The organism is Bradyrhizobium sp. CCBAU 45394, assembly GCF_028128655.1.
Taxonomy (GTDB): domain Bacteria; phylum Pseudomonadota; class Alphaproteobacteria; order Rhizobiales; family Xanthobacteraceae; genus Bradyrhizobium; species Bradyrhizobium diazoefficiens.
In genome coordinates this window covers 682331-707879 of record NZ_LBIX01000177.1, presented here as the reverse complement: position 1 = coordinate 707879, position 25549 = coordinate 682331, and the positions used below count along the sequence as shown (strand labels likewise).

General features: G+C 65.6%; 16 protein-coding genes. 2 read left to right on the top strand and 14 right to left on the bottom strand.

Annotated elements, in window-relative coordinates; all coding sequences use genetic code 11:
* Nucleotides 1-4 precede the first annotated feature (4 nt).
* The gene (locus WN73_RS44010; protein WP_028172333.1) at nucleotides 5-1591 is read right to left on the bottom strand and encodes a B12-binding domain-containing radical SAM protein; all 1587 of its coding nucleotides are present in this window, start codon (nucleotides 1589-1591) and stop codon (nucleotides 5-7) included.
* Between the two features lie 151 nt (nucleotides 1592-1742).
* A complete protein-coding gene (locus tag WN73_RS44005; protein WP_028172334.1) occupies nucleotides 1743-3125 on the bottom strand; it encodes an ethanolamine ammonia-lyase subunit EutB in 1383 nt (460 codons plus the stop codon).
* A 212-nt stretch (nucleotides 3126-3337) separates the two neighbouring features.
* Between WN73_RS44005 and WN73_RS44000 the strand changes: the two genes are divergently transcribed.
* The gene (locus WN73_RS44000; RefSeq protein ID WP_271558439.1) at nucleotides 3338-5068 is read left to right on the top strand and encodes a methyl-accepting chemotaxis protein; all 1731 of its coding nucleotides are present in this window, start codon (nucleotides 3338-3340) and stop codon (nucleotides 5066-5068) included.
* Between the two features lie 304 nt (nucleotides 5069-5372).
* Here the strand turns inward: WN73_RS44000 and WN73_RS43995 are convergent, their stop codons facing one another.
* On the bottom strand, nucleotides 5373-5864 hold the full coding sequence (locus tag WN73_RS43995) for a septal ring lytic transglycosylase RlpA family protein (protein WP_011085776.1): 492 nt from the start codon (nucleotides 5862-5864) through the stop codon (nucleotides 5373-5375).
* Between the two features lie 616 nt (nucleotides 5865-6480).
* Here WN73_RS43995 and WN73_RS43990 point away from each other — a divergent pair.
* Entirely contained in the window at nucleotides 6481-7431 is a 951-nt protein-coding gene (locus WN73_RS43990; protein WP_049832432.1) for an MBL fold metallo-hydrolase, read from the top strand.
* An 83-nt stretch (nucleotides 7432-7514) separates the two neighbouring features.
* Here WN73_RS43990 and WN73_RS43985 read toward each other — a convergent pair whose 3' ends face one another.
* The 11 genes from WN73_RS43985 to WN73_RS43935 form a co-directional block, all read right to left on the bottom strand.
* Complete coding sequence (locus tag WN73_RS43985) at nucleotides 7515-8732, bottom strand: acyl-CoA dehydrogenase family protein (protein WP_271558438.1); 1218 nt, start codon at nucleotides 8730-8732, stop codon at nucleotides 7515-7517.
* A gap of 222 nt (nucleotides 8733-8954) precedes the next feature.
* A complete protein-coding gene (locus WN73_RS43980) occupies nucleotides 8955-10166 on the bottom strand; it encodes an ABC transporter substrate-binding protein (protein ID WP_038965753.1) in 1212 nt (403 codons plus the stop codon).
* A 119-nt stretch (nucleotides 10167-10285) separates the two neighbouring features.
* Entirely contained in the window at nucleotides 10286-10867 is a 582-nt protein-coding gene (locus WN73_RS43975) for an HdeD family acid-resistance protein (protein ID WP_028172340.1), read from the bottom strand.
* Nucleotides 10868-10996: 129 nt separating this feature from the next.
* Nucleotides 10997-12112 (bottom strand): sensor histidine kinase, encoded by a 1116-nt coding sequence (locus WN73_RS43970; RefSeq protein WP_271558437.1) that lies wholly within the window; start codon nucleotides 12110-12112, stop codon nucleotides 10997-10999.
* 3 nt (nucleotides 12113-12115) lie between these two features.
* The gene (locus WN73_RS43965; RefSeq protein WP_271558436.1) at nucleotides 12116-14749 is read right to left on the bottom strand and encodes an ATP-binding protein; all 2634 of its coding nucleotides are present in this window, start codon (nucleotides 14747-14749) and stop codon (nucleotides 12116-12118) included.
* Between the two features lie 185 nt (nucleotides 14750-14934).
* The gene (locus WN73_RS43960) at nucleotides 14935-16452 is read right to left on the bottom strand and encodes an FAD-dependent oxidoreductase (RefSeq protein ID WP_271558435.1); all 1518 of its coding nucleotides are present in this window, start codon (nucleotides 16450-16452) and stop codon (nucleotides 14935-14937) included.
* A 78-nt stretch (nucleotides 16453-16530) separates the two neighbouring features.
* A complete protein-coding gene (locus WN73_RS43955) occupies nucleotides 16531-17427 on the bottom strand; it encodes an alpha/beta fold hydrolase (RefSeq protein WP_028172343.1) in 897 nt (298 codons plus the stop codon).
* A 113-nt stretch (nucleotides 17428-17540) separates the two neighbouring features.
* The gene (locus tag WN73_RS43950) at nucleotides 17541-18368 is read right to left on the bottom strand and encodes a metal-dependent phosphohydrolase (RefSeq protein WP_028172344.1); all 828 of its coding nucleotides are present in this window, start codon (nucleotides 18366-18368) and stop codon (nucleotides 17541-17543) included.
* 315 nt (nucleotides 18369-18683) lie between these two features.
* Nucleotides 18684-19562 carry a transglutaminase family protein gene (locus WN73_RS43945; protein ID WP_271558434.1) on the bottom strand — a complete coding sequence of 293 codons (879 nt, stop codon included), beginning with the start codon at nucleotides 19560-19562 and terminating at the stop codon, nucleotides 18684-18686.
* Nucleotides 19559-22072, bottom strand: a complete 2514-nt coding sequence (locus WN73_RS43940; RefSeq protein WP_271558433.1) for a circularly permuted type 2 ATP-grasp protein — start codon at nucleotides 22070-22072, stop codon at nucleotides 19559-19561. Before WN73_RS43940 ends, WN73_RS43945 begins: the two co-directional genes overlap by 4 nt.
* Before the next feature lie 27 nt (nucleotides 22073-22099).
* The gene (locus WN73_RS43935) at nucleotides 22100-25369 is read right to left on the bottom strand and encodes a transglutaminase family protein (protein WP_271558432.1); all 3270 of its coding nucleotides are present in this window, start codon (nucleotides 25367-25369) and stop codon (nucleotides 22100-22102) included.
* Nucleotides 25370-25549: the final 180 nt, after the last annotated feature.

Sequence of the window (25549 nt, the reverse complement as noted above, 5' to 3'; positions counted from 1 at the left end):
TGCGTCATTCGGCGGGAACGGAAGCCTCGCGCAGCCGGATCGAATAGTTCGAGGCGTTCTGCTTGCCGCTGGAGGCCGCGCGGGCAAAGGTGATGAGATGGTGCGCGATCAGGGTGCAGCCGATCAGGCCTTCGAGGTCGCCGCGCTTGATGCGACCCAACGCGAACTTCCAGAACACGCGCCTGTAGTCGCCGAGCACGCCGACCTTCCAGAAGATGTTGCGCAGCATGACGAGACCGCGCCTGATGTTGGGCCAGGTCTTCATCTCGTCCGCCACCGGCATCTTGAGACGATGAGGATAAACGTGGTCGCATTGATACTGGAAGCGCGCGAACACCTTCTCGGGCTCGTAGGCGACGCCCATGGCGTGCTTCCAGGATGCGACGACGTCGTCATAGGGCAACAGGAAGTCGACGTTGGAATCGCGGCCGTCGTCCTCGATCAGGCGCCCTTCCCGCTCCAGACGGTCCCACAGCGGCGTCTTCGGCAGCGCCTGGAGCAGGTTGATCGTGAGCAGCGGAATCCGGGACTCCTCGACAAAGGCGAGCAGCGCCTCCGAGGTGTTCGGCTTGTCGGTGTCGAGCCCCATGATGATGCCGGACACCACCTCCATGCCGTAGGAGTTGATGGTGCGCACGCCCTCCAGGATCGGGACCATCATGTTGTGGTCCTTGTGCATCGCCTTCAGCGCATCGGGATCGGGCGTCTCGATTCCGCAGAAGATGGTGATGAAATAAGCCTCGCGCATCTTCTCCAGGATCTCGGGGCGCTTGGCGATGTTGAGCGTCGCCTCGCAGGCGAGCCGCACCACGTAGCCGGTCTTCTTCTGCCATTCGATCAGATGCGGCAGCAGGTCCATCGCCGCCTTGCGATTGCCGATGAAATTGTCGTCGACGAAATAGACCGTGTCGGTCATGCCGCATTCGCGCAGGCGATCGAGCTCGGCGATGATCTGCTCCGGCGACTTGATGCGCGGGTTGCGGCCGTAGAGGCCGGGGATGTCGCAGAACTCGCACTGATAGGGACAGCCGCTTGAATACTGGATGCTGCCGAGGAAGTATTTCTTCACGTCGGCAAGCTCGTAGGCCGGGATCGGAAACTCCGTCATCGGCACCCGGTCCTTGGTGGTCAGCACCACCTGGGTCTCGGGGCGCGATATGTCGCGCGACAGAATCTCGATCAGCTGGTTGGTGGCGTCGCCGAGCTCGCCGACATGCAGATAGTCGAAGGACGGATAATAATCCGGGCAGGCGCTGACGGAGGGCCCGCCGAGCGCAACCGGGAGATCGAATTCATGGGCGCGGCGGCAGATGTCGTTCATCTGCTGGCGCTGGATGTGCATGCCGCTGACGAAGACGACTTCCGCCCAGCCGAACTCCTCTTTCGTGGTGCGGCGCAGGTTCTCGTCGACGAATTTGACCTGCCAGTCCTCGGGCAGATAGGCCGCGAGCAGCAAAAGCCCCTGCGGCGGCATGAAGGCGCGGACGCCGTCGGTCAGCGGATAGGAATGCTCGAACGTACCGAACGACGACGTGTAACGCGGAAACACGCAAAGAATCCGCCGCGACGTACCGTTGCTTTCAGCTCGCATCAAAGCTCCCCCGCCACGCTCGACCTGGTTGCGGAAATTGCCAGCCAGACACATAGCGTAATGCTGTCGCCGGAATTTCTCAATATTGTGGCGTGAGCTTAATTCCGAGAGCGGCCAATGGTTTCCGGGGGCGAGCTGCGCCTCCCTCACCTCAGGCGATCAGCCGGGAGGCAAAATCGGGCAGCAGGCCTGCATCGCCGGCAAGGCGGAAATCGGCGCCCACGATGCCCGACTGCGCCAGCCAGTCGTCGAATTCCGGCGCGCGGCGCAAACCGAAGACGTCGCGGACATAGAGCGCGTCGTGAAAAGACGTCGACTGGTAATTCAGCATGACGTCGTCGGCGCCGGGGACGCCCATGATGAAGGTGACGCCGGCGGCGGCGAGCAGCGTCAGCAGGTTGTCCATGTCGTCCTGGTCCGCCTCGGCGTGGTTGGTGTAGCAGATGTCGACCCCGAGCGGCAGGCCGAGCAGCTTGCCGCAAAAATGATCCTCCAGCCCCGCCCGGATGATTTCCTTGCCGTCGTAGAGATATTCCGGGCCGATGAAGCCGACCACGCTGTTAACCAGCAGCGGGGCATAGGCGCGCGCGACCGCATAGGCGCGCGCCTCGCAGGTCTGCTGGTCGACGCCGTGATGGGCATTGGCGGACAGCGCCGAGCCCTGGCCGGTCTCGAAATACATCACGTTCTGCCCGACCGTGCCGCGCCGCTGCGACAGCCCGGCCTCCTGCGCCTCCCGGAGCAAAGCGAGATCGATGCCAAAGCTACGGTTGGCGGCCTCGGTGCCGGCGACCGACTGGAAGACGAGGTCGACCGGCACGCCCTGCCCGATCAGCGACAGCGTCGTCGTGACATGGGTGAGCACGCAGCCTTGCGTCGGAAGCTTCAACCGCGCGATGATCTCGTCGAGCAGGCGCAGCAATTGGGCGATGACGGTCGGGTCGTCGCTGGCGGGATTGATGCCGATGCAGGCATCGCCGGCCCCCAGCAGGATGCCGTCGAGGATCGAGGCGGTGATGCCCCTGGCATCGTCGAACGGATGGTTGGGCTGGAGCCGCGTGCTCATCCGGCCCTTCAGCCCGATGGTGTTGCGGAAGGCGGTGGTCACCTCGCATTTCCGCGCCGCCAGGATCAAATCCTGGTTGCGCATCAGTTTCGAGACCGCGGCCGCCATTTCCGGCGTGATACCGGGGGCGAGCTTGCGCAGGATCTCGGGCGTCGCTGCGTCCGACAGCAGCCAGTCGCGGAAGGCGCCGACCGTGAGCGAGGCCACCGGCGCAAAGGCCCTTGCGTCATGGCTGTCGATGACGAGGCGGGTGACCTCGTCGGTCTCGTAGGGGATGAGCGCTTCCTGCAAGAACTGTCCGAGCGGAACATCCGCGAGCGCCATCCGCGCCGCGATCATCTGCTCGGCGCTGGCAGCGGCAATTCCGGCCAGCCGGTCGCCGGAGCGCGGCGGCGTCGCCTTGGCGAGCAGGTCGCGCAGATCCGGGAAGGCATAGGTCGTGGCGTCGATGGTATGGCGGTAGACCAAGGTCCCCTCCGGGGTTCGTCGGCCAAAGGCCGACTCCAGGACTATCCTGAAACTATACCTTCGGATCAAGACGCTGAAATAACTTACCTTTCTTTCGACCAAGGACGAAGGCGCGTTAACGCCGCGTCCATCTTCGTTCTGCATAGTTTTGCATAGATTTTTACACGACCGCGCTCACCGGCCGCCTCAGGCCATTCGGGCCCCTGAAAACCATGACCATCGACCAATCTGGGAATGCCGCCGGCCTGGCCGGCCGCTTCACGCTTGCCACCAAGCTCTATGCGATCTTCGCGCTGTTCGCACTGCTCACGGCGGCGATCGCGATGCTGTCGGACTACAACAGCCGCCGCAGCGCCGACCTGATCAGCGCGATCGAGACGGCGAACGCGGCCGCGCTGAACGTCGAGCGCGTCAACTCGCTGGTCTATGCGGTGGTGATGGAATCGCGCGGCGTCTACATGTCGACGGAGCCTGCCGTCGTGAAGAAATACGGCGAGGGCCTGCTCAAGTTCAACGCGCAGATCCTCGACGTCGTGAAGCGCTGGGAAACCATCGTCAGGGACGACGATGCCGAGCAGTTCGCCACCTTCAGGAAGCGCATCGAGCAGTTCGTCGAGTTTCGCAAGGAGCTGGTCCGCCGCGGCGTCGAAATCAATGCGGCCGCGGGCCGCGAATGGGGCGACAACGACGCCAACCGCGCCGTGCGCTCGGCGCTGAACAAGGATCTCGAGGCACTGTCCAAGGTCTATGCCGAGCGCGGCAAACAGATCGCCCGGCAGACCGAGACCAACCGCACCCTGTCCTTCGTCCTGACCAGCCTTGCCGGCGTGGCGCTGGCGCTCGTCGTGATCGGCATCGTCATCATCGCCCGCTCGATCGCCCGGCCGCTCGCCTCGATCACCGCCACCATCAAGCAGGTCGCCGATGGCGCCGAGAACGTCGTGGTGCCGTACGGCAACCGCGCCGACGAGATCGGCGGGCTGGCCCGCGCGATCCAGATCTTCCAGGACGCGATGGGGCGCAACCGCAACCTCGCCTCGCAGGTCTCGCAGGATTCCGCCGCGCGCGAGCAGCGCGCCCGCCATATCGAACAATCCGTCGAGGAGTTTCGCGACGCGATCGGCGCGATCATGCGCGGCCTCGGCGACAACGCCTCGGTCATGCGCGAGACCGCGCAGACCATCACGCGCGTCACCGCGGATGCAAGCAACCGGGCCGGCATGGCCGCAAACGCCAGCCAGCAGGCCTCGCACAACGTCACGGCGGTCGCAGGCGCGGCCGAGGAGCTGTCGGCCTCCGTCGAAGAGATCGGCCGGCAGGTCCGGCAGAGCGCCGGCGCGGTCGAGCAGACCGGCCAGCGCACCCAGAAATCGATCTCGGAGATCGAGAGCCTCGCCGCCGCCACCCAGCGCATCGACGGCGTGCTCAACCTGATCCAGGCGATCGCAGAGCAGACCAATCTGCTCGCGCTCAACGCCACCATCGAGGCCGCCCGCGCCGGCGATGCCGGCCGCGGCTTTGCCGTTGTCGCGCACGAAGTGAAAGCGCTCGCAGGCCAGACCGCCAAGGCGACCGCCGAGATCGGTGAGAACGTCTCCATGATCCAGGCCTCCACCCGCAACGCGGTCGATGCCGTGCGCGAGATCGGCGGCGCGGTGCGCGAGATCAACGAGGTCACCTCGGCGATCGCCGGCGCCGTCGGCCAGCAGGACCAGGCGACGCGCGAGATCTCCTCCAACGCGCAAAGCGCCGCCCAGGGCAACGAGACGCTGGTCGCCAACATCACCTCGCTGCGCGACGCCATCGGCGAGACCGATACGGCGGCATCCTCCGTGCTGACCGCGGCGAGCAGCCTGACCGCGACCGCGGAGACGCTGTCGCGCGAGGTGGAGAAGTTCTTCCAGAACCTGCGGTCGGATGCCCGCGCCGCCAGGGCGGGATAGCGCGCCTTTGCCGGCGTGAAGCCGGCGGTGGCACGCCCCAGACAAAAAACGCGAAAACAACCCCATGCACAGTAGCCGGGGACAGTTTTTTCAATAGCTTGGCCGGCGGCGCGACACCTTGCGGATTTTACGAAGTCGATTTGACTCGTCGGGCAAAACACCGGCATGATGTCACCATGGCGGCGGTGCAGTTCGCCGAACCGTACCCTTCCGCCCCGAAGATCGACCTCTTCGTTGACGATCCCCGCGAGAAGACCATCGAGACGTTTCCACCGTCCCGAACGGCTGTGCTCTGCCTCTTTGTTCAGCCAACCGGTCCGGGGATCCAATCGTCGCCGGAAAGCGGCCTGACTGTTACGTCGGGAATGACCCCGAGCTCCAGGCTCGGATCGAAATGGCGCATCGTCCGCTCATTGAGATCAATGATGCGGCCAGGCCTGAGCGGCCCCACGTCGTTTATCTTGACGATGACCTTCTTGCCTGCGGCCTCGACGAGAGCATATTTCGGCCGAGCGCCAAATTGGACCCCACCAAATTTCTGACGCAAACTCGTCTTGATGGCAGCCGTCCACAGCGAGGGATCATAACGCTCGCCGGAGGCTGTGCTTGGGCCGCCCTCCTCCTTGCCGGGCTTGAACGGATTGTACATGGATGCTGCGCCAACGATCGCATCCCCAGAGGCGGCATTGACGATAGCGCTTGAGTGAGCTCCACCCGTTTCACTTCGAGCAACGGTAACAGAAACGGCAAGCGCAACCACGGCGCCGCAAATTGCGGCGCTCGAGCGGAACACCATTATATCTCCTTTGATTTTCTCGATCGTCCGGTTCCGGATGCCGCAAGACATGGACAAGCGAACGCGGAAGCGTTCAGGAACTTGCGCCAATCTTTTGCGGATTCGAGCCAACCCCTGGCTACGGAACCGTTGTGGGAACCAGAGCGGTCCCACGGAGTGTTTTAATTCTCGCCGTCTAAGACAGGGATTGCGTCAGCAGAATGACCGACGAGAGCGACGCGCGACCGCACGAGTACGGCGGTAAAAGTGCGCAGTATCGAGCTTGCAATCCCGAGGAGTCCCGCGAAGGGATCGTCCAGCTCCAAGATCAAAGAGATCGCGCAGGCAAACAACCGCACACATACAAACAACGAGATCGCGACGACCTGGAGGTATTGACGCGCTCCCAGCTTTGGAGTCGCCGAAAGGGTTAAGTCTTTAGCGTGCAAATATCGTGTTGCCGGTTTGTCGATAGCATCCGAAGATAACGCATTAGGCCGAAACCGTCGTCAGGCGGAGGCCCCGCGCACGCAATGCGCCGCAGCCAAGCTACAGGAGTACTGTTTCGGCCCATCCCAACCGAAGAGGAGGCACGACCATGAAATTCGCAAGATGGATTTTCATCGCCGCCCTTTCGATGTGCGCCACAACGGCGATCTCTCCGGCCACCATCGCAGCTGAGCCGAACGGCAGGATTACGATCTTGTATGACGCGTTCGGCGCCGATCCAGCAATGACAAAGGACTGGGGTTTCTCTGCGCTGGTGGAAGTCGCAGGAAAACGCATTCTCTTTGACGCTGGAGATAACGCCGAGATCTTCGAGAAGAATGTCAAGGCGAAGGGGGTTGATCTTACCACGCTCGATTTCGTCGTTCTCTCCCATCGTCACGCCGATCACATGGCTGGATTGAGCTACGTCCTGAGTGTGAACCCGAAGATCACGATTTACGCACCCAAGGAAGGATTTGGCATCTACGGTTCATCGCTCCCCTCGACGTTCTATCGCAAGGACGATTCCCTGCCCGAGGAGATGCGATACTACGGCGGAAAACCGCCGAAAATCATGGAGTTCGGCACCGCCTGGCCCACTGCCAACTTCCAATTGATCGATCAGACGACGGAGATCATGCCGGGCATCACCCTGATCGCTCTGATCTCCGATCTTCCCGGGACGAAGGAACTCAAGGAACTTTCTCTTGCCGTGAACACGCCGGATGGTGTGGTTCTCGTGGTCGGCTGTTCGCATCCCGGAATCGAACGCATCGTAGAGGCCGCAACAGTCATCAATCCGAAGATTCATCTCGTTGCCGGAGGCTTCCACCTTGTGGTTGCCACCGACGACGCCATCGAGAAGATCGTGATCGCCCTCAAGGACAAGTTCCGGGTCGAGAACATTGCCCCCGGTCACTGCACGGGTGAACCGACATTTGCGGCGCTGAAGAAGGCATTCGGCGCGCGATACATCTATGCCGGTCTCGGCACATCGCTGGTTATCGGGCCCGACATCAATTCCAATGTCCGGCGTGGCGAGGCGCCGGCGCTTGACGATTTCGCGGTCTATCGCAAGCTTGCCAGTCGCGAAGACTGATTTCCCGCGGAAGAGCGGCGCTGCCATCGGCCGATCAAGTCGAAATCCGGGAGCGACTGGGTTAGTTCACGGCGCCCGCGTCGTTACGCCACGCCCACCCCGCCCCGCCTGATCAGCTCCTTGCCGACCGCGGCCAGATGCACCTGGTCAGGCCCGTCGCCGATGCGGATGAAGCGGGCGTAGACATAGGCGCGGGCGAGGAAGGTGTCCTGCGAGACGCCGGCGGCGCCGTGGATCTGGATGGCGCGGTCGATGACGCGGGCGGCCATGCTGGGCACCACGATCTTGGCCGCGGCGATCAGGTCGCGCGCCGCCTTGTTGCCCTCGCGATCCATCTTGTCGGCGGCCTGCAGCGTCAAGAGCCGCGCCTGCGCGATCTCGCAGAAGGAGTTGGCGATGTCCTCGCGCACCGAGCCCTGCTCGGCCAGCGGCTTGCCGAAGGCTGTGCGCGAGACCGCACGCTGGCACATCAATTCGAGGGCACGCTGGGCGCAACCGATCAGCCGCATGCAGTGATGGATGCGGCCGGGGCCGAGCCTCCCTTGCGCGATCTCGAAGCCGCGGCCCTCGCCGAGCAGGATGTTCTCCGCGGGCACGCGGACGTTGTCGTAGACGATCTCGGGATGGCCGACCGGGGCGTCGTCGTAGCCGTAGGTCAGCATGTCGCGGACGATGCGCACGCCCGGCGTCGCCTTCGGCACCAGGATCATGGATTGCTGACGATGGCGGTCGGGATGATCGGGCGCGGTCTTGCCCATCACGATCAGGATCTCGCAATCCTCGTTCATCGCGCCCGACGTGAACCATTTGCGGCCGTTGATGACGTAGCTGTCGCCGTCGCACTTGATCTCGCACTGGATGTTGGTGGCGTCGCTGGAGGCGACCTGCGGCTCCGTCATCGAGAAGCCGGAGCGGATGCGCCCCTCCAGCAGCGGCGTCAGCCAGCGCTCCTGCTGCGCCGGCGTGCCGTAGTTCGCCAGCACCTCTATGTTGCCGACATCGGGCGCCGAGCAGTTGAAGACCTCGGGCGCCCAGAGGATGCGGCCCATGATCTCCTTTACGGGCGCGTATTCGAGGTTGGTCAATCCGGGTCCGTGCTCGCCTGACAGAAACAGGTTCCAGAGCCCCTGCTCGCGCGCCAGCCGCTTCAGGTCCTGGAGAACCTGCGGCGTCTTGTAACGCGTGGCTTCCGGTTTCACCTGCTCGTAATAGAGCTCCTCGACCGGCTCGACATGCGTCCGCATGAACCGGCGGACGCGCTCCTGCAATTCAAGCGAACGTGCGGAGTGTTGAAAGTCCATTGGGGTCTCCTGTTCGTGCCGCCAAAGCAGATGCCTCTTCCCTTCTCCCCTTGTGGGAGAAGGTGGCGCGAAGCGCCGGATGAGGGGTTGTATCCGCGCATTCAAATGTAGAGACGAGTCGCGGAGAGATACCCCTCACCCGGCTGCGCTTCGCGCATCCACCCTCTCCCACAGGGGGGAGAGGGTGCACCTTCTCCGTGGTTCCTTGCCGGCCTATTCGCCTCACGTCCCGCGCAACAGCTCGCTCGCCACGACCCAGTCGTTGCCGTCGAACTGGAGCATATAGCCGTCCTTGATGGGGCGGAAATCCTGCGGCGTGGTGTTGAGCGTGATGCCGGGCATCAGCAGCGACAGCGGCACGTTCTTTAAGTTGGCCGCCTGCGCCATGATGTTCTCGCGCGTCAGATTGTCCTTGCACTGCCTCAGCAGGACCACCAGGGCCTCGGCGACGGTGTAGCCGTAGAGACCCGCGACATTGTTGATGTCGGCATTGGGCAGGCGCTTCTTCATGAAGTCGATATAGGCCGTCATCGCCGGATCGTCCTTCGGCGCCTCGACGAACGGCTTGAGCGAGCCGAGCGACAGCACGCCCTTGCCGGCATCGAGGCCGGCCGGCACCATCACGGTGGCCTTGTTGGCGCAGCCGCTGGCGATGAAGCGCTGCGGCTGCCAGCCGACCTCGTGCGCCTTCCGGACCGCCTGCGCGCAGGCGCGCGGCGTCACCGAATAGATCAGGAAGACATCGGCCTTGGTGTTGGCGAGCGTCAGCACCTGGGAATCGACGGTCGGATCGGCAACCTCGAAGCTCGAGGCCATCGCAATCGCCTTGTCGGCATCGGCGCCGAGCGCTTCCTTGACGCCGCGCAGATATTCCTTGCCGGCGTCGTCGTTCTGATAGAGCACGGCGAACCGCGCATTCGGGTTCTTGGCGCGGGCATAGGCGACGTCGATCGCGGCCTCGCTGGTGTAGTTCGGCGCCCAGGGCAGCGCCATCGACCACGGCATGTTGACGGGATCGTTCCACTTCGAGGCGGAGCTGATCAAGAAGAGCTGCGGCACCTTGTTGCTGTTGAGATATTTCGCGATCGCCGAGCTCGGCGCCGTGCCCATGGTGGCGAAGATGAAGGCGACGCCGTCGCTCTCGACCAGCCGGCGCGCCGCCTCCATGGTCTTGGGCGGCGAGAACGCGTCGTCGAGCGAGATCAGATTGAGCTTGCGGCCGTTGACGCCGCCCTTCTCGTTGACCTCGTCGAAATAGGCCGCGATGACCTTGCCGGTGATGCTGAGCGGCGAAGCCGGCCCGCTATAGGGCATGGTGTTGCCGATCTTGATCTCGGTGTCGCTGACGCCGGGACCGTAGGATTTCTGTGCGGAAGCGGGCGTGGACAGGCAGGCGGCAGCCAATGCTGCGGCCAGGGCCAAAGCGGCTTTCATGGTTTCTCCCCGATGATTATCGCCGCGCGACGCCATCAGGCGAACGCGCGACGCGCTGCTTTTTGTCAGCGCATCAGATCACCGGAGTTCCGCAACACGGTCTTGCGTCGAGTTGCTGGTTAGCTAGTGTGGCGCCGCCGCAGGCTGAAGCCCAGGCTGACCCAGCCCGCGCCCGCCATGATCAGGTCGATGCCGAGGAACAGGCCGAGGATGTAGACGCTGTTGACCGGCCAGCGCGCCAGGATCAACAATCCGAGCAGCAGCGTAATCACGGCCGAGAGCGCCACCCACACCCACGGGCTTTCGCGCTTCATGCTGAAGGCGAGAAACAACCTGACCGCGCCGGAAGCGAGCAGCGAGGCGCCGAGGAACAGCGTCAGCAGGACGGCGGCGAACAGCGGATTTTCGAAAGTCAGGAAGCCTGCGACGACGTAGAGCACGCCGAGCAGGGCCCAGATCAAGAACTTGCCCCAGCTCTTCATCTGGAACGCCCCGATGATTTCGGTGACCCCGGCCACGATCATCATCGCACCGACCACGATCACGCTCGCCACCGTCGCCATCACCATGCTGCCGAGCGCTACGAAGCCGGCGACGAGATAGACGACACCGAGCGCGACGATCCATCCCCATTTGGCATGCAGCGCGGTGATGCCCGAGCCGAGACTGGGATGGTGAGACGTATCCGAAGCACTTGTCATGGCGGCCACTCCTGCATGCGAAGCCCGCGGGCACACGCCAGACTAGCACGCACCGCACCCGGGCAACAGCCAGCAGAGCAGCCTTCACCGGCAGCAACATTGACGCAAATCAAGATCGAATGCGGCGCTTCAGTCCGGAATGCTGAAATAGAACGCCGTCCCCTTGCCCACCTCGGCGCTGGCCCAGATGCGTCCGCCATGGCGTTGCACGATGCGCGATGCAATCGAGAGGCCGATCCCCGTGCCCTCGTACTGATCGGAGTCGTGAAATCGCTGAAACGCCGCGAACAGCTTGTCGGCCTGCTGCATGTCGAAGCCGGCGCCGTTGTCGCGCACGCAATAGACCGTTTCGCGCCCTTCGGTCCAGCCGATCACCGTGACCAGCGGCTTCTCCCGGGCGCGGGTGAACTTGAACGCATTGGAAAGCAGATTGACGAGCACCTGCCGCAGCAGTGCCTGATCGCCGACGCATCCGGGAATTTCGCCGACATGGACGAAGACCTCACGGCCGGCATGCTGCCGGCGCAGTTCGTCGACGACCTCGCCGACGAGTGCTCTGGTATCGACCGGCCCCTTCGACAGCGGCTGGCGGCCGAACCGCGACAGGCGCAACAGTCCGTCGATCAGGCGCTGCATGTGCTCGCCGCTTGCCAGGATGGCGCCGGCCAGCTGCCGCGGCTGGTCCGGCCATTGCGCGGAATGATCCTCGATCAGCGTCTCCGCATAGCCGACAATGACCGAGAGCGGACCGCGCAGATCGTGCGCGACGGAATAGGCGAATGCCTCGAGCTCCCGGTTGGCGGCTTCGAGCTCGAGGGTCCGCTCGCGGACCCGCAGCGCCAGCTCCGCATTCTCCAGGTGCAGGCGCCGCACCGCGAGCGCGCGCTCCAGCACGGGAATGACGACGCTGAGCTTGAACGGCTTGAGAATGTAGTCGAGCGCCCCCGCCTTCATGGCCTCGACCGCCGTCGCGATGGTGCCGTCGCCGGTCATGATGATGCCGACCAGATGCGGATCGATCTCCCGCGCGGCCCGCAGCAGCTCGATGCCGTCCATGCCCGGCATCATCAGGTCGGCGAGCAGGAGGTCGCATTTCGTGCGCTGCAGCTCCGCCAGCGCGGATCTGGCGTCGGTGAAGCCGACCGCATCGTAATCCTCGGCGGGCAACGTGTCGCACAGCGCCCGCATCTGCGCAGCCTCGTCGTCAACCACCAGGATGCGGGCCTTTGACTTTGCGGTCGGCATTTCCTATTCGCTCACCTCTATCGCACCCTGTGCGCGGCCAGGCTCGCAGCATTGCGCCAGCGTTTCCCTCAATTCGCGAAGCTTCGGCGGCTTGCTCAGGAGGTGGTCGACATGGGCCGGAATGTCATCCTCGGACATCAGGCGCTTGCCCCATCCTGTCAGCATGATCACGGGCGTGGCGGGCGACGCGGCCTTGATCGCGCTCGCCACCTTGCGGCCGTCGACATCAGGCATGCCGAGATCGGTGATCACGGCGGCGAAGGTCTCGCCGCGCGCGGAGGCGGCGCGGAACGCGGCGATGCCCGCGACGCCGTCATTGGCCGTCGTCACGACGTGCCCCTCCGCCTCCAGCGTATTGCACAATGATTTCAGCAGGAGCGGATCGTCGTCGACCAGCAGCAGCCGCAGCCGGGAGAGCCTCGCGGAATCGAGCCTGTCCTGCGACGGCGTGGCCGGCGCCGCCTGCGGGACCGGAAAATTCAACGACACGGTGGTGCCGCGACCGACGGCGCTGTCGATCTCGATCTCGCCGTTGTGCCGCCGCAGGACACCGTAGACCATCGCGAGGCCCAATCCGGTTCCGCGCTCCCCCTTGGTCGTGAAGAACGGTTCGAGGCAGCGCCGGCGGGTCTCCTCGTCCATGCCCAGCCCGTCGTCACCGACCTCGACCCGCACCTGGCCGTGCCCGTCCGCGCCGCCGGCAAGCCTGGTGCGCAGCGTCAGCGTGCCGCCGCCGGGCACCGCATCGACGGCATTGAAGATGAGATTGATCAACGCTTCGCGGATTTCGCTCTCGATGCCGGAGATCGCAGGCAATTGCTCCGCGAGCTCGGTGCGCAGCGCGATCACGGTTCCGCGAAGCTGCGGCATGTCGCTCCACCGCGCCCGCGTGAGGTCGACGACCTGCTGCACCAGCTGGTTGAGATGAACCGGCATCAGCGTCAGTTGCGGCTCTCGCTGCCGGTAGAACTCGCGCATGCGCGCCACGGTATGGGCCACGTCCTCGACCGCCCGCTGGATCGTCTCCAGATAATCGCGCGTGCGCGCACTCAGGCCCGGCTCCCGTTCCAGCAGCGATTGGGTGTAGAGCGACACCGGCGAGAGCGCATTGTTGATGTCATGGGCAATGCCGCTCGCCATCTGCCCAAGGGCGCGCAGCCGCTCCTGCTGCATCACGGCCTGCTGGGTCTGCCGCAGATCCTCGTAGGCCTGTTGCAGGGCGCCATGGAGCTGCGCCTGATGGGCGGCGAGCGCGACGTGCTCGCTCAACTGCCGCAGGAACTCGCATTCGCCGCTGCTGAAGCTGTCCCGCTCCTTCCGCGCCGCGACGAGGACGCCGAACACCCGGCTCTCCACCTGCAGCGGGGCCAGCACCATCGCCCGCAGCCCGCCCCGCGCGAGCCGGACCGGGAACGGAAAGGACGACCGCGTGATGTCAGGCTCATAGACGAGCTGACCCATCACGCAACGCGAAAGGCCGTTCTCGTCGATGTCGATCCGCGACCGTTCGGGCATCGCCAGCTCCATGGCCAGCGCACCGCTCTTGATCCCGACGCATTCCACCGTCAGCACGTGATCGACCGCGTCGTGAAAGCACAGGCAGCCGAAATCCACCGGCAACTGGTCTTCGAGACTGCGAACCACCACCTGGAAAATGCTGTTGAGATCCTGCCGCTCGCCGATCGCGCGAGTGATCTGGTGCAGCAGGCTCAATCGGGCGAGTTGCGCCTGGGCCTTCTGCTCCGCGTGCCTGCGCACGAGAACTTCGGATTCCAGCGCAAGATTGGACGCTGCAAGCTGTGCGGTCCGCTCCTCGACACGCACTTCCAGCTCCTCGTTCAAGCGCGCGAGCTGGGCTTCCGCCCGCATCCGCTCCAGCATGTCCGACGAGGCCATCCGCATCATCGAGAGCAGCAGGACGAGGCGCCCGGCGACCTTGCCGAGGTGAGCGACCATCGCCTCGGTGTCGTGCGGTGCCTGCGAGTAGAGCATCGCGACGTGGCCGAGCAGAACGACCGCGCCCATCAGGGCCAGCGGCCCGAAGATGCGGTCCGTCGCTCGCAGCCGCCAGCACAGAACGCAGGTGATCGCCCACAACAGCGGCGCCACGATCAACACCGGACGCGTGATATCGAGCAGGCCCGGCGGGCGATATGGCGGAAGGCGCTGGAAGATCGCAATCAGCAGCACGGCGACGACGGCCATGAACAGTGCAAAGGCCGGCATCCCGACCCGATCCCGCCGCGCCGACCAGATCGCGGCGAGAATTCCGATCGCGAGGATGTGGGCCGCCGGCGGCCATGTCGCCGGCCGGAGAAATTCCCGCAGCTGCATGACGAACGCCAGCGACCCCGACCATTCCACGATCACCAGGACGTGGAGGAACTCCAGGACGAAGGTCGCGCCGAAGGCGATCGCGAGCCGCTTGGACAGCGGCTGTTCGATGCGCGCGCCCATATCCCAGAGCAGCAATGCCAGCAGCCCCGTGATGAGGGTGATGCTGGTGTCGAGAATGGTGTGGAGTTCCGGATAGTTCTGTCGTCCGGCGCCGAGCAGAAACACGCTGCCAATGCCAAAGGCGATCAGGACGCCCGCGACACTGAGCGATCGATTTGCAGTGCTGGCCCCGCTGTCCATATCGCTATCTTTGAGAAAGGGACGGCTCGAATCGAACGTCAGCGATGTTTCCGCCTTTTTTGCAACGTATGCAATCTATACGTGCAGCAGCCGCGAGGGAAGCGGCAGAGCCGCGACTGCTCGCCTGCGACGATCCGGCAGGTGAATTGGCGCGCCGGGGGCACCGCCGGAGCGACGGCGGCGGCTCACAGGCCCCGCCGCTCCATGTCGAGCTCGGCCTTGAGGCTGTCGAGATCGCGGTAAATCGAGGCGACCGCAAGCACGCGGCCGGCCTTGCGGTACTTCAGCAGACAGTCCCTGCCGGCAATGCTGCCGTCGATCGCGATGTCGTCAAAACTCTCGGCGTGGCCGACATAGTTGATCGGCACATCGTAGTGCTGGCTCCAGAAGAACGGCACGGCATCGAAGCGTTCGCGCCGGCCCAGCATGTTGCGCGCCGCGGTCTGGCCCTGCCGCTCCGCCACCACCCAGTGCTCGACGCGGATGGTTTGCCGCGAATGCGGATCGGGCCAGCGCGCGATGTCGCCAGCCGCAAAGATGCCGGCGATGCTGGTTTCGAGATATTCGCTCACGCTGACACCGCGATCCGCCGCAAGCCCCGCCTTCTCGGCCAGCGCAAGGCGCGGCTTGACGCCGATGCCGACCACGACGAGGTCGGCCTCGATGACGCCGCCGCTCTTCAGCGTCGCGCGCGTACCGTCGAGCCTCTCCACAGTGTCCCCGAGGTGGAAGTTGACGCCATTCTCTTCATGGAGCGCGCGAACGAAATCGCCCATCTCCGGTCCGAGCACGCGCTGCATCGGCCGCTCCTCCCGAGCGACCACATGGACCTCCAGCTTGCGTGCCCGTAACGAGGCCGCGACTTCGAGGCCAATGAAGCTGGCGCCGATCACCAGCACGCGCGTGGCGCTGCCGGCGGCCTTGATGATGGCCCGGCTGTCGGCGACGGAGCGCAAGGTGTGGACATGGGGCTGGTCGGCGCCCGGAATCTGCAATTTGACCGGCTCGGCGCCGGTCGCGAGCAGCAGCCGGTCGAACGGCAGTCTGTCGCCATTGCCCAGCGTGACGCTGCGTGTCTTCGCATCGATCGCGGAGACATTCGTGTTCAGCCGGAGATCGATGCCCGCATCCCGATAATAGTCCTCGCCCCGCAGCGGCAGCCAATCCTCCGGTGCGTTGCCGGCAAGATAGTCCTTGGAGAGGTTCGGCCGGTCGACCGGCATGGCGCCGTCATCGCTGAGCATGGTGATGGCGCCGGCAAAGCCCTCGCGCCGGAGCATCTCGGCCGCCGCGAAGCCGGCCGCGCCGCCGCCGACGATGACGAATTTCTCGGGCGCCGGCGCGCTGCGGGCGGTCGGCTTCGGTGCCTCACGCTTGCGCTGAACGATGATCCTGTCCTGGTCCCGCGTCACCTCCCATACGGCCAGCGCGCTCAAGGCCGGCGGGCGCGTCGCCTCGCCCGATCGCAAGGAGAAACAGGCGTGATGCCAGGGACAGCGGATGGTGTCGTCCACCACCAGGCCTTCGGCGAGCGGGCCGTGATAATGGCTGCAGGCGGGTTCGATCGCGAAGACCTCGCCGCCCGCCTGGACCAGCAGCACATCTTCCGCGCCGACATGGCCGAGCAGCTTGCCGTCCCTGAACGCGGTGAGCGCCACGCCTTCGGTCAGATCCGGTCCGCTGGGCTTGCTTTCCTCGCTCATGGTCATCTCCCTCGCAACTCAACGCGCAGCTCAGGATTGGACGGCGGGACCGGCGAAAAGTTCCCGCGATCGCTAAAATCAGGACCCGGCAACCGCCTTGCGCACGTCGGCCACGGCCTGCGCCCATTCGGCCGGCCGCTCCTGCGGCAGGTTATGACCGGCGCCTGCGAACACGCGCCGCTCGAAAAAGCCCTCGAACTTGCGCGCGTGATGGGCGGTGCCGGTATTGACGCCGTCGCTGTCGCCGTCGATTGCGATCGTCGGGACGCGGATCGGCGGCTGTGCCGCAAGCTTTTCCTCGATCCCGGCATAGGCGGGATCGCCCGCGACCAGCGCGTAACGGTGGCGGTAGGAGTGGATCACGACCTCGACGAAATCGGGATTGTCGAACGAGGTTGCGCTCCGCTCGAACGTCGCATCGTCGAAGGCCCATGTCGGCGACCACATCGACCAGAGCTGGCGGGCGAAGCCGCGCCGGTTGCGCTCCAGCGCGCGGCGGCCGCGCTCGTTGTGGAAGAGATATTGATACCAGAGCGCCGCCTCATGCGCCGGTGCCGCGGGCTCCATGGCGCGGGCGATGTCCTGGATGTTGTAGGAATTGCCGGAGACGAGCCCGACAACGCGCGCGGGGTGCAGCGCCGCAACCACGCAGGCCGCGCGGCCGCCCCAGTCATAGCCGCCGACGACCGCGCGTTCGATGCGAAGCGCGTCCATGAAGGCCAGCAGATCGGCGCCCAGCGCCGCCTGCTCACCGGAGCGCAGCGTTTCCGGGAAACGAAACCGCGTCGGCCCGTAGCCGCGCAGCCAGGGCACCAGCACCCGCGCGCCGGCCTGCGCGATGATCGGCGCAGTCTCGGCATAGGCATTCACGTCGTAGGGGAAGCCGTGGCCCATGATGCAGGGCCAGCCGTCAGGCGTGCCGTATTCGAGATAGGCGATGTCGAGGACATCCGTAGTGATGGTTTTTTGTTGCATGATTTGCTTACGGATTTGGGACTTCGTAGCCCGGATGGAGCGCAGCGCAATCCGGGGACACCTGCATCCGCGAATCCCGGATGTCGCTGCGCTCCATCCAGGCTACAACGGGGCTATTTCTGCGGGCCCGACAGCGAGATGTCGCGTTCGGCGCGGAACACGTTGCTGTAGAGGTTGGCGATCCACTGCCGGCCGATCTCGGTCTTGTTGAGGTAGCCGATCTCGGTCTGGATATGCGGTGCGACGCTGTTCCAATAGAACTGTGGATAGCGGTTCACGATGTCGGCGGGCGAGTCGTAGCCGAGTTGTCGGTTCATGCCGACCTCCTCGAACTCGTAATAGAGCGCGTTGGCCTTGCGCAAATAGTTGGGATCGCCGAGCTGGCCGATGAAGTCGGCGGCGCGCAGGATCGAGGCCTCGTCGTCATAGTCCTGGCCTTCGCGGGCCGGAAACCGCGTGCCCTCGATGGCGCGGGCAATGCGTTCCGGATCGAGTCCGGGAATATGTCGCAGCCGCCGCGTCACGTAAAGCTTCGACCGATCGACGTGATACATCATCAAGCTGGCATCCGATGCGCCGCGCGGCAAACAAATCTTGGTGTCGGCGGCATCGATCACGAAGCCGTCGACGTCATCCTCCTCGAACAGGCCGCGCACATAGCCGATGTCGTGGGCAAGGCAGGCGATCAGGATATGGACGTAATCCGCGGCCGACAGATGCGTATGAAGACTTCGGCCACTGAGGATGGAATGGCCGGCCAGCGTCACCAGCATCGTATGCTCGATATTGTGATAGAGCGCATCGCTATTGCCGATGCATTCCATCGCGGTGCGGGTCGCGCTCTCGACGATACTTGCAGAAGTCTCATCGTACCGGCGACGCATGAACGTACCGAGCAACTTCTCCAGGGATTCGGCCGCCAGCCTCGGTAACGTGATCATGGATGCAGCCCCGCTTGTCGGTGGTGTTCCACGCCAACTCCCCACGTCTCATTCATGTCCTCGACGCAAAGGCCAGCATAGCCCATCTTTTGCCGGGTGACCAAATCCCGGAACAAAAATACGGAAATATGTTGCGTTGCGCGCTGCGACATCGCGTTTGCGGTCACGGCGCGATACACCCGGGGCGAGCCCGGCAGGACTGCGGCCGCCCAACACAAATCAAATTCGCTTTATCGGATGTTGACAAGAGACCACGGGAACGGGCCGCCGCCTGGCGCATGCGCCTGCATCGTCCTGGACGGCGGAGACCCGCGGTCATTCCACCAGCAGCACGTCGACGGCGACGCCGAGCTTCTGCTTCGGCGAACCGACGATAATGCCATCGACCGGGGAGACGTCGGAGAAGTCGCGCGCGACCGCGAGCACGATATGGTCGCCAGCGACCAGAAGATCGTTGGTCGGATCGAAATCGACCCAGCCCAGCTCCGTCCCGCACCACAGCGACACCCAGGCGTGGGTGGCGTCGGCGCCTTGCAGCCGCGGCTGGCCCGGCGGCGGGATGGTGCGCAAATAGCCGCTGACATAGGCCGCCGGCAGGCCGAGCCCGCGCAGCCCTGCGATCATCACATGGGCAAAGTCCTGGCAGACGCCGTGCCGCTTGTCGAAGACCTCGTTGAGCGGCGTCGAGATCACCGTCGCCTTGGGATCGTAGCGAAACTGGTTACGGATGCGGTGCATGAGATCGACCGCCCCTTTGAGGATGCCCTCGCCGGGTGGAAAGCTCTCCGCCGCATAGGCGCTGACCGGACGCAGCACCGGCACCAGCGGACTCGCAAAGACGTAGCCGACCGGGGATGACGGCCCGAGGCTGGTTGCCTCGAATGCGATGTCGCGGATGCTCTCCCAGGACGGGCTGACAGCATCGCGCGCCGGCGGCCGGCGCGAGACGGCGACGCGCGAGCGCGAGTCGATGCGCAAATTGCGATGCGCGGCTTCGATGACCACGCTCTCGGTCAGCGTGCCGAAGAAGTCGCGGCGGATATTGCGCTCGGACGGGCGCGGACGGATCTCGACCTGGTGCGAGATCAGCTCCTGACCGCTGCCGCTCTTCGGCTCCAGCCGCAGCGTGCAGCGGGCGAAGCTGACCGGACTCTCGTATTCGTAGGTGGTGACGTGACGGATGTCGTAGATCACGCCAGCCCCGTCAGCTTTTCCGGCCGGCTGGCATTGGGGCCATGCGGGAAGTAGTGCAGCCCGATCGCCTCGGCGAGGCTGAGCAGATCCTGCTCCAGCGAGAACAGCGTCTTGACCTCGAGCTTCTCGGCCTCGGCCGTCGCCAGCATCGCCTGCACCGCCACCGCGAGCCGTTGCGGCTGCTCGATCAGGCCGTGCTCCTTCAGGCTCGGCAGCGCCGCGATGTGCTCGTTCAGCGTCGCCACCTGGAACGCGACCGAACGCGGGTTGAAGCCGTCGAGCACCGCGAGGTCGCGCACCGGCGCCAGGATCGGCGCCAGCAGATAGCGCGAGCGGTAGGTGATCTGGGAATCCACCAGCGTCAGCAGGATGTCGAGATCCTCGTCGCCGGCCTCGTCATAGGCGAACTGGCGCGCGAATCGCGCCGTGTTGATGGCGCGCTCGGTGCGGCGGCCGATGTCGAGGAAGCGCCAGCCGGCGGCGCGGTTCATGTTCTCCTGCGCAAGGCCGGCAAAGCTCGCCAGTTCCTGCAAGGTCAGCTCGGCCGCGCTCAGCACGCTGTCGTCGTCCTCGACCTCGTAGGCGAGGCGCTCGGCCATCTCGGTGATGACCTGCCAGGCATCGGGCGACAGCCGCTCGCGCAAGGAGGTCGCGGTGCGCAGCGCCGCGCGCACCAGCGACAAGGCCGAGCCGAAACGCTCCGCGCTCTGCAACGCCTCGGCGGCGATCCGCCCGGGGGCCGCGCGCGAGGTCTGCGAGATCGCACCCCAGGCCACCAGCAGGCGCTGGATGCGTTCGGCCGATTGCAGCGAGGCAGCGGTGCCCTTGTTGGGCCCGCTCGGCGAGCCCAGCGCGCGCACCAGCCGCAGGGTCGCCTCGGCGCGCTCGAGATAGCGGCCGAGCCAGAACAGATTGTCGGCGGCGCGGCTCGGCAGCACGCCGGCGATGCGGCGGATCCGCACCTTGTCGGTCGCGGGCAGCAGCGTCGCGGTCGAGACCTGCTTGCCCGAGACGACCCAGACGTCGGCGGCGCGGGCGCCGTCACCCATCGACACCGCGCGCGCATCGGCCTGCTCGGCGATGCGGCAGAAGCCGCCGGGCATGATGGCCCAGCCGTCAGGTGTGGCGGCTGCGAACACGCGCAGCACGAAGGGGCGCGGCGTGATCTGGCCCTGCTCCCACACCGGCATGGTCGAGAGCCGCACCACCTCCTGGCCGACATAGTCCATGCCGCGCGCGCCGATGGCATCGATCAGGCGCTGGCGCCCGCCGGCGTCGAGCTCGCTCGCGAGCACCGGGCCGTTGCTGTCGAAACCGGGAACGCCGCGCCGGTAGGCGCCCTCGATCGCGACCTCGTCGAGCCGCGACAGCACCTCGTCGCGCGCGATGCGCTGGCCGCACCACCAGGTCGCGATGTGCGGCATCTTCAGCTCTTCGCCGAGCAAGCGGCGGCTGAGCGCCGGCAGGAAGCCGAGCAGCGCCCGCGCCTCCAGCACGCCCGAGCCCGGCATGTTGGCGACGACGACGCCGTCCTTGCGCAGCACGTCGATCAGGCCGGGCACACCCAGCCGCGAAGACGCATCGAGCTCGAGCGGATCGAGCGAGTTGGAATCGACGCGGCGAAGCAGCACGTCGAGCCGCTTCAGGCCCGCTACGGTGCGAATGTGGACGCGGTTGTCGCTGACGGCAAGATCGTCGCCCTCGACCAGGAGGAAGCCGAGATAGCGCGCCAGCGTCGCGTGCTCGAAATAGGTTTCGCTGAAACTGCCGGGCGTGAGCACGCCGATCCTGGGCTCGTCGCGATCGGCGCGTGCGCGCAGGCTGTCGCGGAACGCCTCGAAGAACGGCGCGACGCGCGGCACGTTCATCGACTTGTAGAGATCAGAGAAGGCGCGCGAGAGCACCAGGCGGTTCTCCAGCGCATAGCCCGCGCCTGAGGGCGCCTGCGTGCGATCGCCGAGCACCCACCAGCGACCGTCGGGTCCGCGGCCGACATCGGCGGCGTAGAGCGAGAGATAGCGCCCGCCCGGCGGCGGCACGCCGCAGACGGGACGGAGATATTCGGGACTGCCGGCGATCGCGGCCGCCGGCAGCGCGCCTTCCGCGACCAGCCGGCCCTCGCCATAGATGTCGCGCAGCACGAGCTCGAGCAGCTCGGCGCGCTGGGTGATGCCGTCGCAAAGCTGCTTCCAGTCGGCCTCGTCGATAAGCAGCGGCAGATGGCTGAGCGACCACGGCCGGTCGGCACTGTCGCCGGGGGCGCGGTAGGTGACGCCGGCTTCGCGGAGGTGGCGGTCGGCCATGCCGAACCGCCGCTCGATCTCGTCGGGCGCAAGCGCGCCGAAGGCATCGAAGAAGCGGCTCCAGACCGCGCGCGGGGCGCCGTCGGGCCCCAGGAACTCGTCGGGAATGCCGGGCAGGCGGCTATAGTCGCGGACCCATTGCGCGAGCCGGCGCTGGCTTTGCGCCTTACCCGCCTTGTCGTCCTCTTCGGCTGCGCCCTCGCCCATGCGCCTCTCCCTGCCCCACCCTCATACTCATTGCAGGAGCGGGGTTCGCAAGTCGAGGGTCAGCGGAAACTCATTTGTGCGTTCCTCGGGCGGCGGCTGCATCGGCCCCGGCGTATGGCCATGGTCCTGGAAGCGCGCCAGCCGCCGCGCCTCGGCCTCATAGGTGTTGACCGGCTTCGTGTCGTAGCTGCGCCCGCCCGGATGGGCGACGTGATAGACGCAGCCGCCGAGCGAGCGGCCGTTCCAGGTGTCGATCAGGTCGAAGGTCAGGGGCGCGTGAACCGGAATGGTCGGGTGCAGGCCGGAGGCCGGCTGCCAGGCCTTGAAGCGGACGCCGGCCACGGCCTCCGAGGAGCGACCGGTCGAGGTCATCGGCAGGCGGCGGCCGTTGCAGGTCACGATGTGGCGGCCCTCGACGAAACCCTCCGCCTTGACCTGGAGGCGCTCGACCGACGAGTCGACATAGCGCACGGTGCCGCCGGCCGACCCCTCCTCGCCGAGCACATGCCAAGGCTCCAGCGCCTGGCGCAATTCCAGCGTCACGCCGCCATGATGGACGCGGCCGAAGGCGGGGAAGCGGAATTCGAGCTGGGCCAGATACCATTCCGGCTCGAACGGATAGCCGAACTGCTTCAGCTCGGAGAGCACGTCCAGGAAGTCTTCCCAGATGAAATGCGGCAGCATGAAACGGTCATGCAGCGCCGTGCCCCAGCGCACGAACTTGCCCTGCTGCGGCTCGCGCCAGAACTTTGCGATCAGCGCGCGGATCAGGAGCTGCTGCGCCAGCGACATGCGCGGATCGGGCGGCATTTCGAGCGCGCGGAATTCGACGAGGCCGAGCCGCCCCGTCGGACCATCGGGCGAATAGAGCTTGTCGATGCAGATCTCGGCGCGGTGGGTGTTGCCGGTGATGTCGACGAGCAGATGCCGGAACAGCCGGTCCACCAGCCACAGCGGCGTCTGGTAGCCCGGCGGCGGCACGTGCGAGAGCGCGATCTCAAGCTCGTAGATGCTGTCGTGCCGGGCCTCGTCGATGCGCGGCGCCTGGCTGGTCGGGCCGATGAAGAGGCCGGAGAAGAAGTAGGACAGCGACGGATGCCGCTGCCAGTACAAGACCAGACTCTTGAGCAGATCGGGCCGGCGCAGGAACGGCGAGTCCTGAGGTGAGGAGCCGCCGACCACGACGTGATTGCCGCCGCCGGTGCCGGTGTGGCGGCCGTCCACCAGGAAGCGGTTAGCGCCGAGGCGAACCTTCGCCGCGTCCTCATAGAGGCCGGAGGTGATGTCGACCGCGTCGCGCCAGCTCTTGGCCGGCTGGATGTTGATCTCGATGACGCCGGGATCGGGCGTCACCTTGATGACCTCGATGCGCGGGTCGAACGGCGGCGGATAACCCTCGACATGGACCTGGAGCTGCATCTCCTCGGCGGTCGCTTCGAGCGCCGCGACGAGTTCGAGATAATCCTCGATCCGCTCGACCGGCGGCATGAAGGCGCAGAGCACGCCGTCGCGGACCTCGACCGACATCGCGGTGCGCACCGGGATCGACGTGTTGAGATGCTCGGGCGCGACCCGCGGCGGCGCTTCCGGGCGCGCCGCGAGGGTGAACACCGGCAGCTTGCCGCGCGCCTCCATCGGGTCGCGCTCCACGATGTAGGGATATTGGTTCGGCGGGACGTAGCCGAGCGAGCCGATCGGCAGGCGCAGGCCGAGCGGGGAATCGCCCGGCGTCAGGAACAGATGATTGCGCCGCAGCGTCCAGCGCTCGCTGCGCCAGCGCGGCGGCGCGTTCCAGCGCTGCACCGGCAGCACGAATCCGCGCGGGGTGTCGAGGCCCTGCTCGAACACCCGCGCGATCCGCGCACGTGCCTCCGGATCGGACAATTTGGAGTCGGTCGGATCGACGTTGACGGGAAGCTCGGCTTCCTTCTGAAGCCAGAGCGCGGTGTCTTCATAGGCCGGCATGATGTAGCCGGGATCGAGCCCAAGCCGCAGCGCCGCGCCCCCGATAAAGGCCTCGGCGTCCTTCGTCCCCGCGGGCCGCGGGTTCTCGATCTTGGCGATCAGGTCGACATTCTTCCAGATCGGCACGCCGTCCTTGCGCCAGTAGAGGCCGAAGGCCCAGCGCGGCAGGCTCTCGCCCGGGTACCATTTGCCCTGGCCGTAATGCAGAAGCCCGCCCGGCGCGAAGCGCGTGCGCAGGCGGCGGATCAGATCGTCGCCGAGCGCGCGCTTGGTCGGGCCGACGGCTTCCGTGTTCCACTCCCCCGCCTCGAGATCGTCGACCGAGACGAAGGTGGGCTCACCGCCCATCGTGAGCCGCACGTCCGCGCTCGCGAGATCGCCGTCGACCTGCTCCCCGAGATCGTTGAGCCGAGCCCAGGATTCGTCGGAGAACGGCTTGGTGATGCGCGGCGCCTCGCGGATGCGCTTCACGCTCATGTCGAAGGCGAACTCGACCTCGGCAAAGCCGGCACCGCCGGAGATCGGCGCGGCCGAGCGATAATGCGGCGTGGCGGCCACCGGGATATGCCCCTCGCCCGCCAGCATGCCGGAGGTGGCGTCGAACCCGATCCAGCCCGCGCCCGGCAGGTAGACCTCGGCCCAGGCGTGCAGGTCGGTAAAGTCGTTCTCGACCTCGGGCGGTCCCTCGATCGGATCGATGTCGGGACGGATCTGGATCAGGTAGCCGGAGACGAAGCGGGCGGCGAGCCCGAGATGACGCAGAGTCTGGATCAGGAGCCAGGCGGAGTCGCGGCACGAGCCGGCGCCAGAGGAGAGCGTCTCCTCCGGCGTCTGCACGCCGGGCTCCATGCGGATGATGTAGCGGACGTGTTTCTGAAGCTCGCGATTGAGATCGACCAGGAAGTTGACGGTGTTCGGGGCTTCATGCGGGATCGTGTCGAGAAATTTTGCGAACAGGCGATCCGGCTTGACGGTCTCGAGATAGGGCGCCAGCTCCGTCTTCAGGTCCTTGGGATATTCGAACGGGAAGCTGTCGGCATAGGGCTCGACGAAGAAGTCGAACGGGTTGACCACGGTCATCTGCGCCGTGAAATCGACCTCGAATTTCAGCTCGGTCGTCTTCTCCGGAAAAACGTAGCGCGCCAGCCAGTTGCCCTGCGGATCCTGCTGCCAGTTCACGAAATGGTTGGCCGGCGTGACCTTGAGCGAATAGCTCAGGATCGGCGTGCGCGTGTGCGGCGCCGGCCGCAGACGGATGGTCTGCGGACCAAGATCGATCGGGCGGTCGTATTTGTAGTGCGTGACGTGGTGTAACGCGACGTAGATCGACACGGGGTACGGTGCTCCAGCAGCTTTTTTGAGCAGAACACCTGACGCCAGTGCGATCAAGCACTAACAACGGGCAGACCGTGCCTAGGAAGTATCCGTCGTTGCCCCGTAGGCCTGGACGGAGCGAAGCGTAATCCGAGCTACACGGGCAGTATCGTAGGGTGGGCGAAGCGAAGCGTGCCC

What these genes read in the sequence shown, in the direction of transcription:
- WN73_RS44010 (WP_028172333.1), bottom strand. Translation starts at nt 1,591, where the DNA reads ATGCGAGCTGAAAGCAACGGTACGTCGCGGCGGATTCTTTGCGTGTTT.
- WN73_RS44000 (WP_271558439.1), top strand. Translation starts at nt 3,338, where the DNA reads ATGACCATCGACCAATCTGGGAATGCCGCCGGCCTGGCCGGCCGCTTC.
- WN73_RS43995 (WP_011085776.1), bottom strand. Translation starts at nt 5,864, where the DNA reads ATGGTGTTCCGCTCGAGCGCCGCAATTTGCGGCGCCGTGGTTGCGCTT.
- WN73_RS43990 (WP_049832432.1), top strand. Translation starts at nt 6,481, where the DNA reads ATGTGCGCCACAACGGCGATCTCTCCGGCCACCATCGCAGCTGAGCCG.
- WN73_RS43985 (WP_271558438.1), bottom strand. Translation starts at nt 8,732, where the DNA reads ATGGACTTTCAACACTCCGCACGTTCGCTTGAATTGCAGGAGCGCGTC.
- WN73_RS43980 (WP_038965753.1), bottom strand. Translation starts at nt 10,166, where the DNA reads ATGAAAGCCGCTTTGGCCCTGGCCGCAGCATTGGCTGCCGCCTGCCTG.
- WN73_RS43975 (WP_028172340.1), bottom strand. Translation starts at nt 10,867, where the DNA reads ATGACAAGTGCTTCGGATACGTCTCACCATCCCAGTCTCGGCTCGGGC.
- WN73_RS43970 (WP_271558437.1), bottom strand. Translation starts at nt 12,112, where the DNA reads ATGCCGACCGCAAAGTCAAAGGCCCGCATCCTGGTGGTTGACGACGAG.
- WN73_RS43965 (WP_271558436.1), bottom strand. Translation starts at nt 14,749, where the DNA reads ATGGACAGCGGGGCCAGCACTGCAAATCGATCGCTCAGTGTCGCGGGC.
- WN73_RS43960 (WP_271558435.1), bottom strand. Translation starts at nt 16,452, where the DNA reads ATGAGCGAGGAAAGCAAGCCCAGCGGACCGGATCTGACCGAAGGCGTG.
- WN73_RS43955 (WP_028172343.1), bottom strand. Translation starts at nt 17,427, where the DNA reads ATGCAACAAAAAACCATCACTACGGATGTCCTCGACATCGCCTATCTC.
- WN73_RS43950 (WP_028172344.1), bottom strand. Translation starts at nt 18,368, where the DNA reads ATGATCACGTTACCGAGGCTGGCGGCCGAATCCCTGGAGAAGTTGCTC.
- WN73_RS43940 (WP_271558433.1), bottom strand. Translation starts at nt 22,072, where the DNA reads ATGGGCGAGGGCGCAGCCGAAGAGGACGACAAGGCGGGTAAGGCGCAA.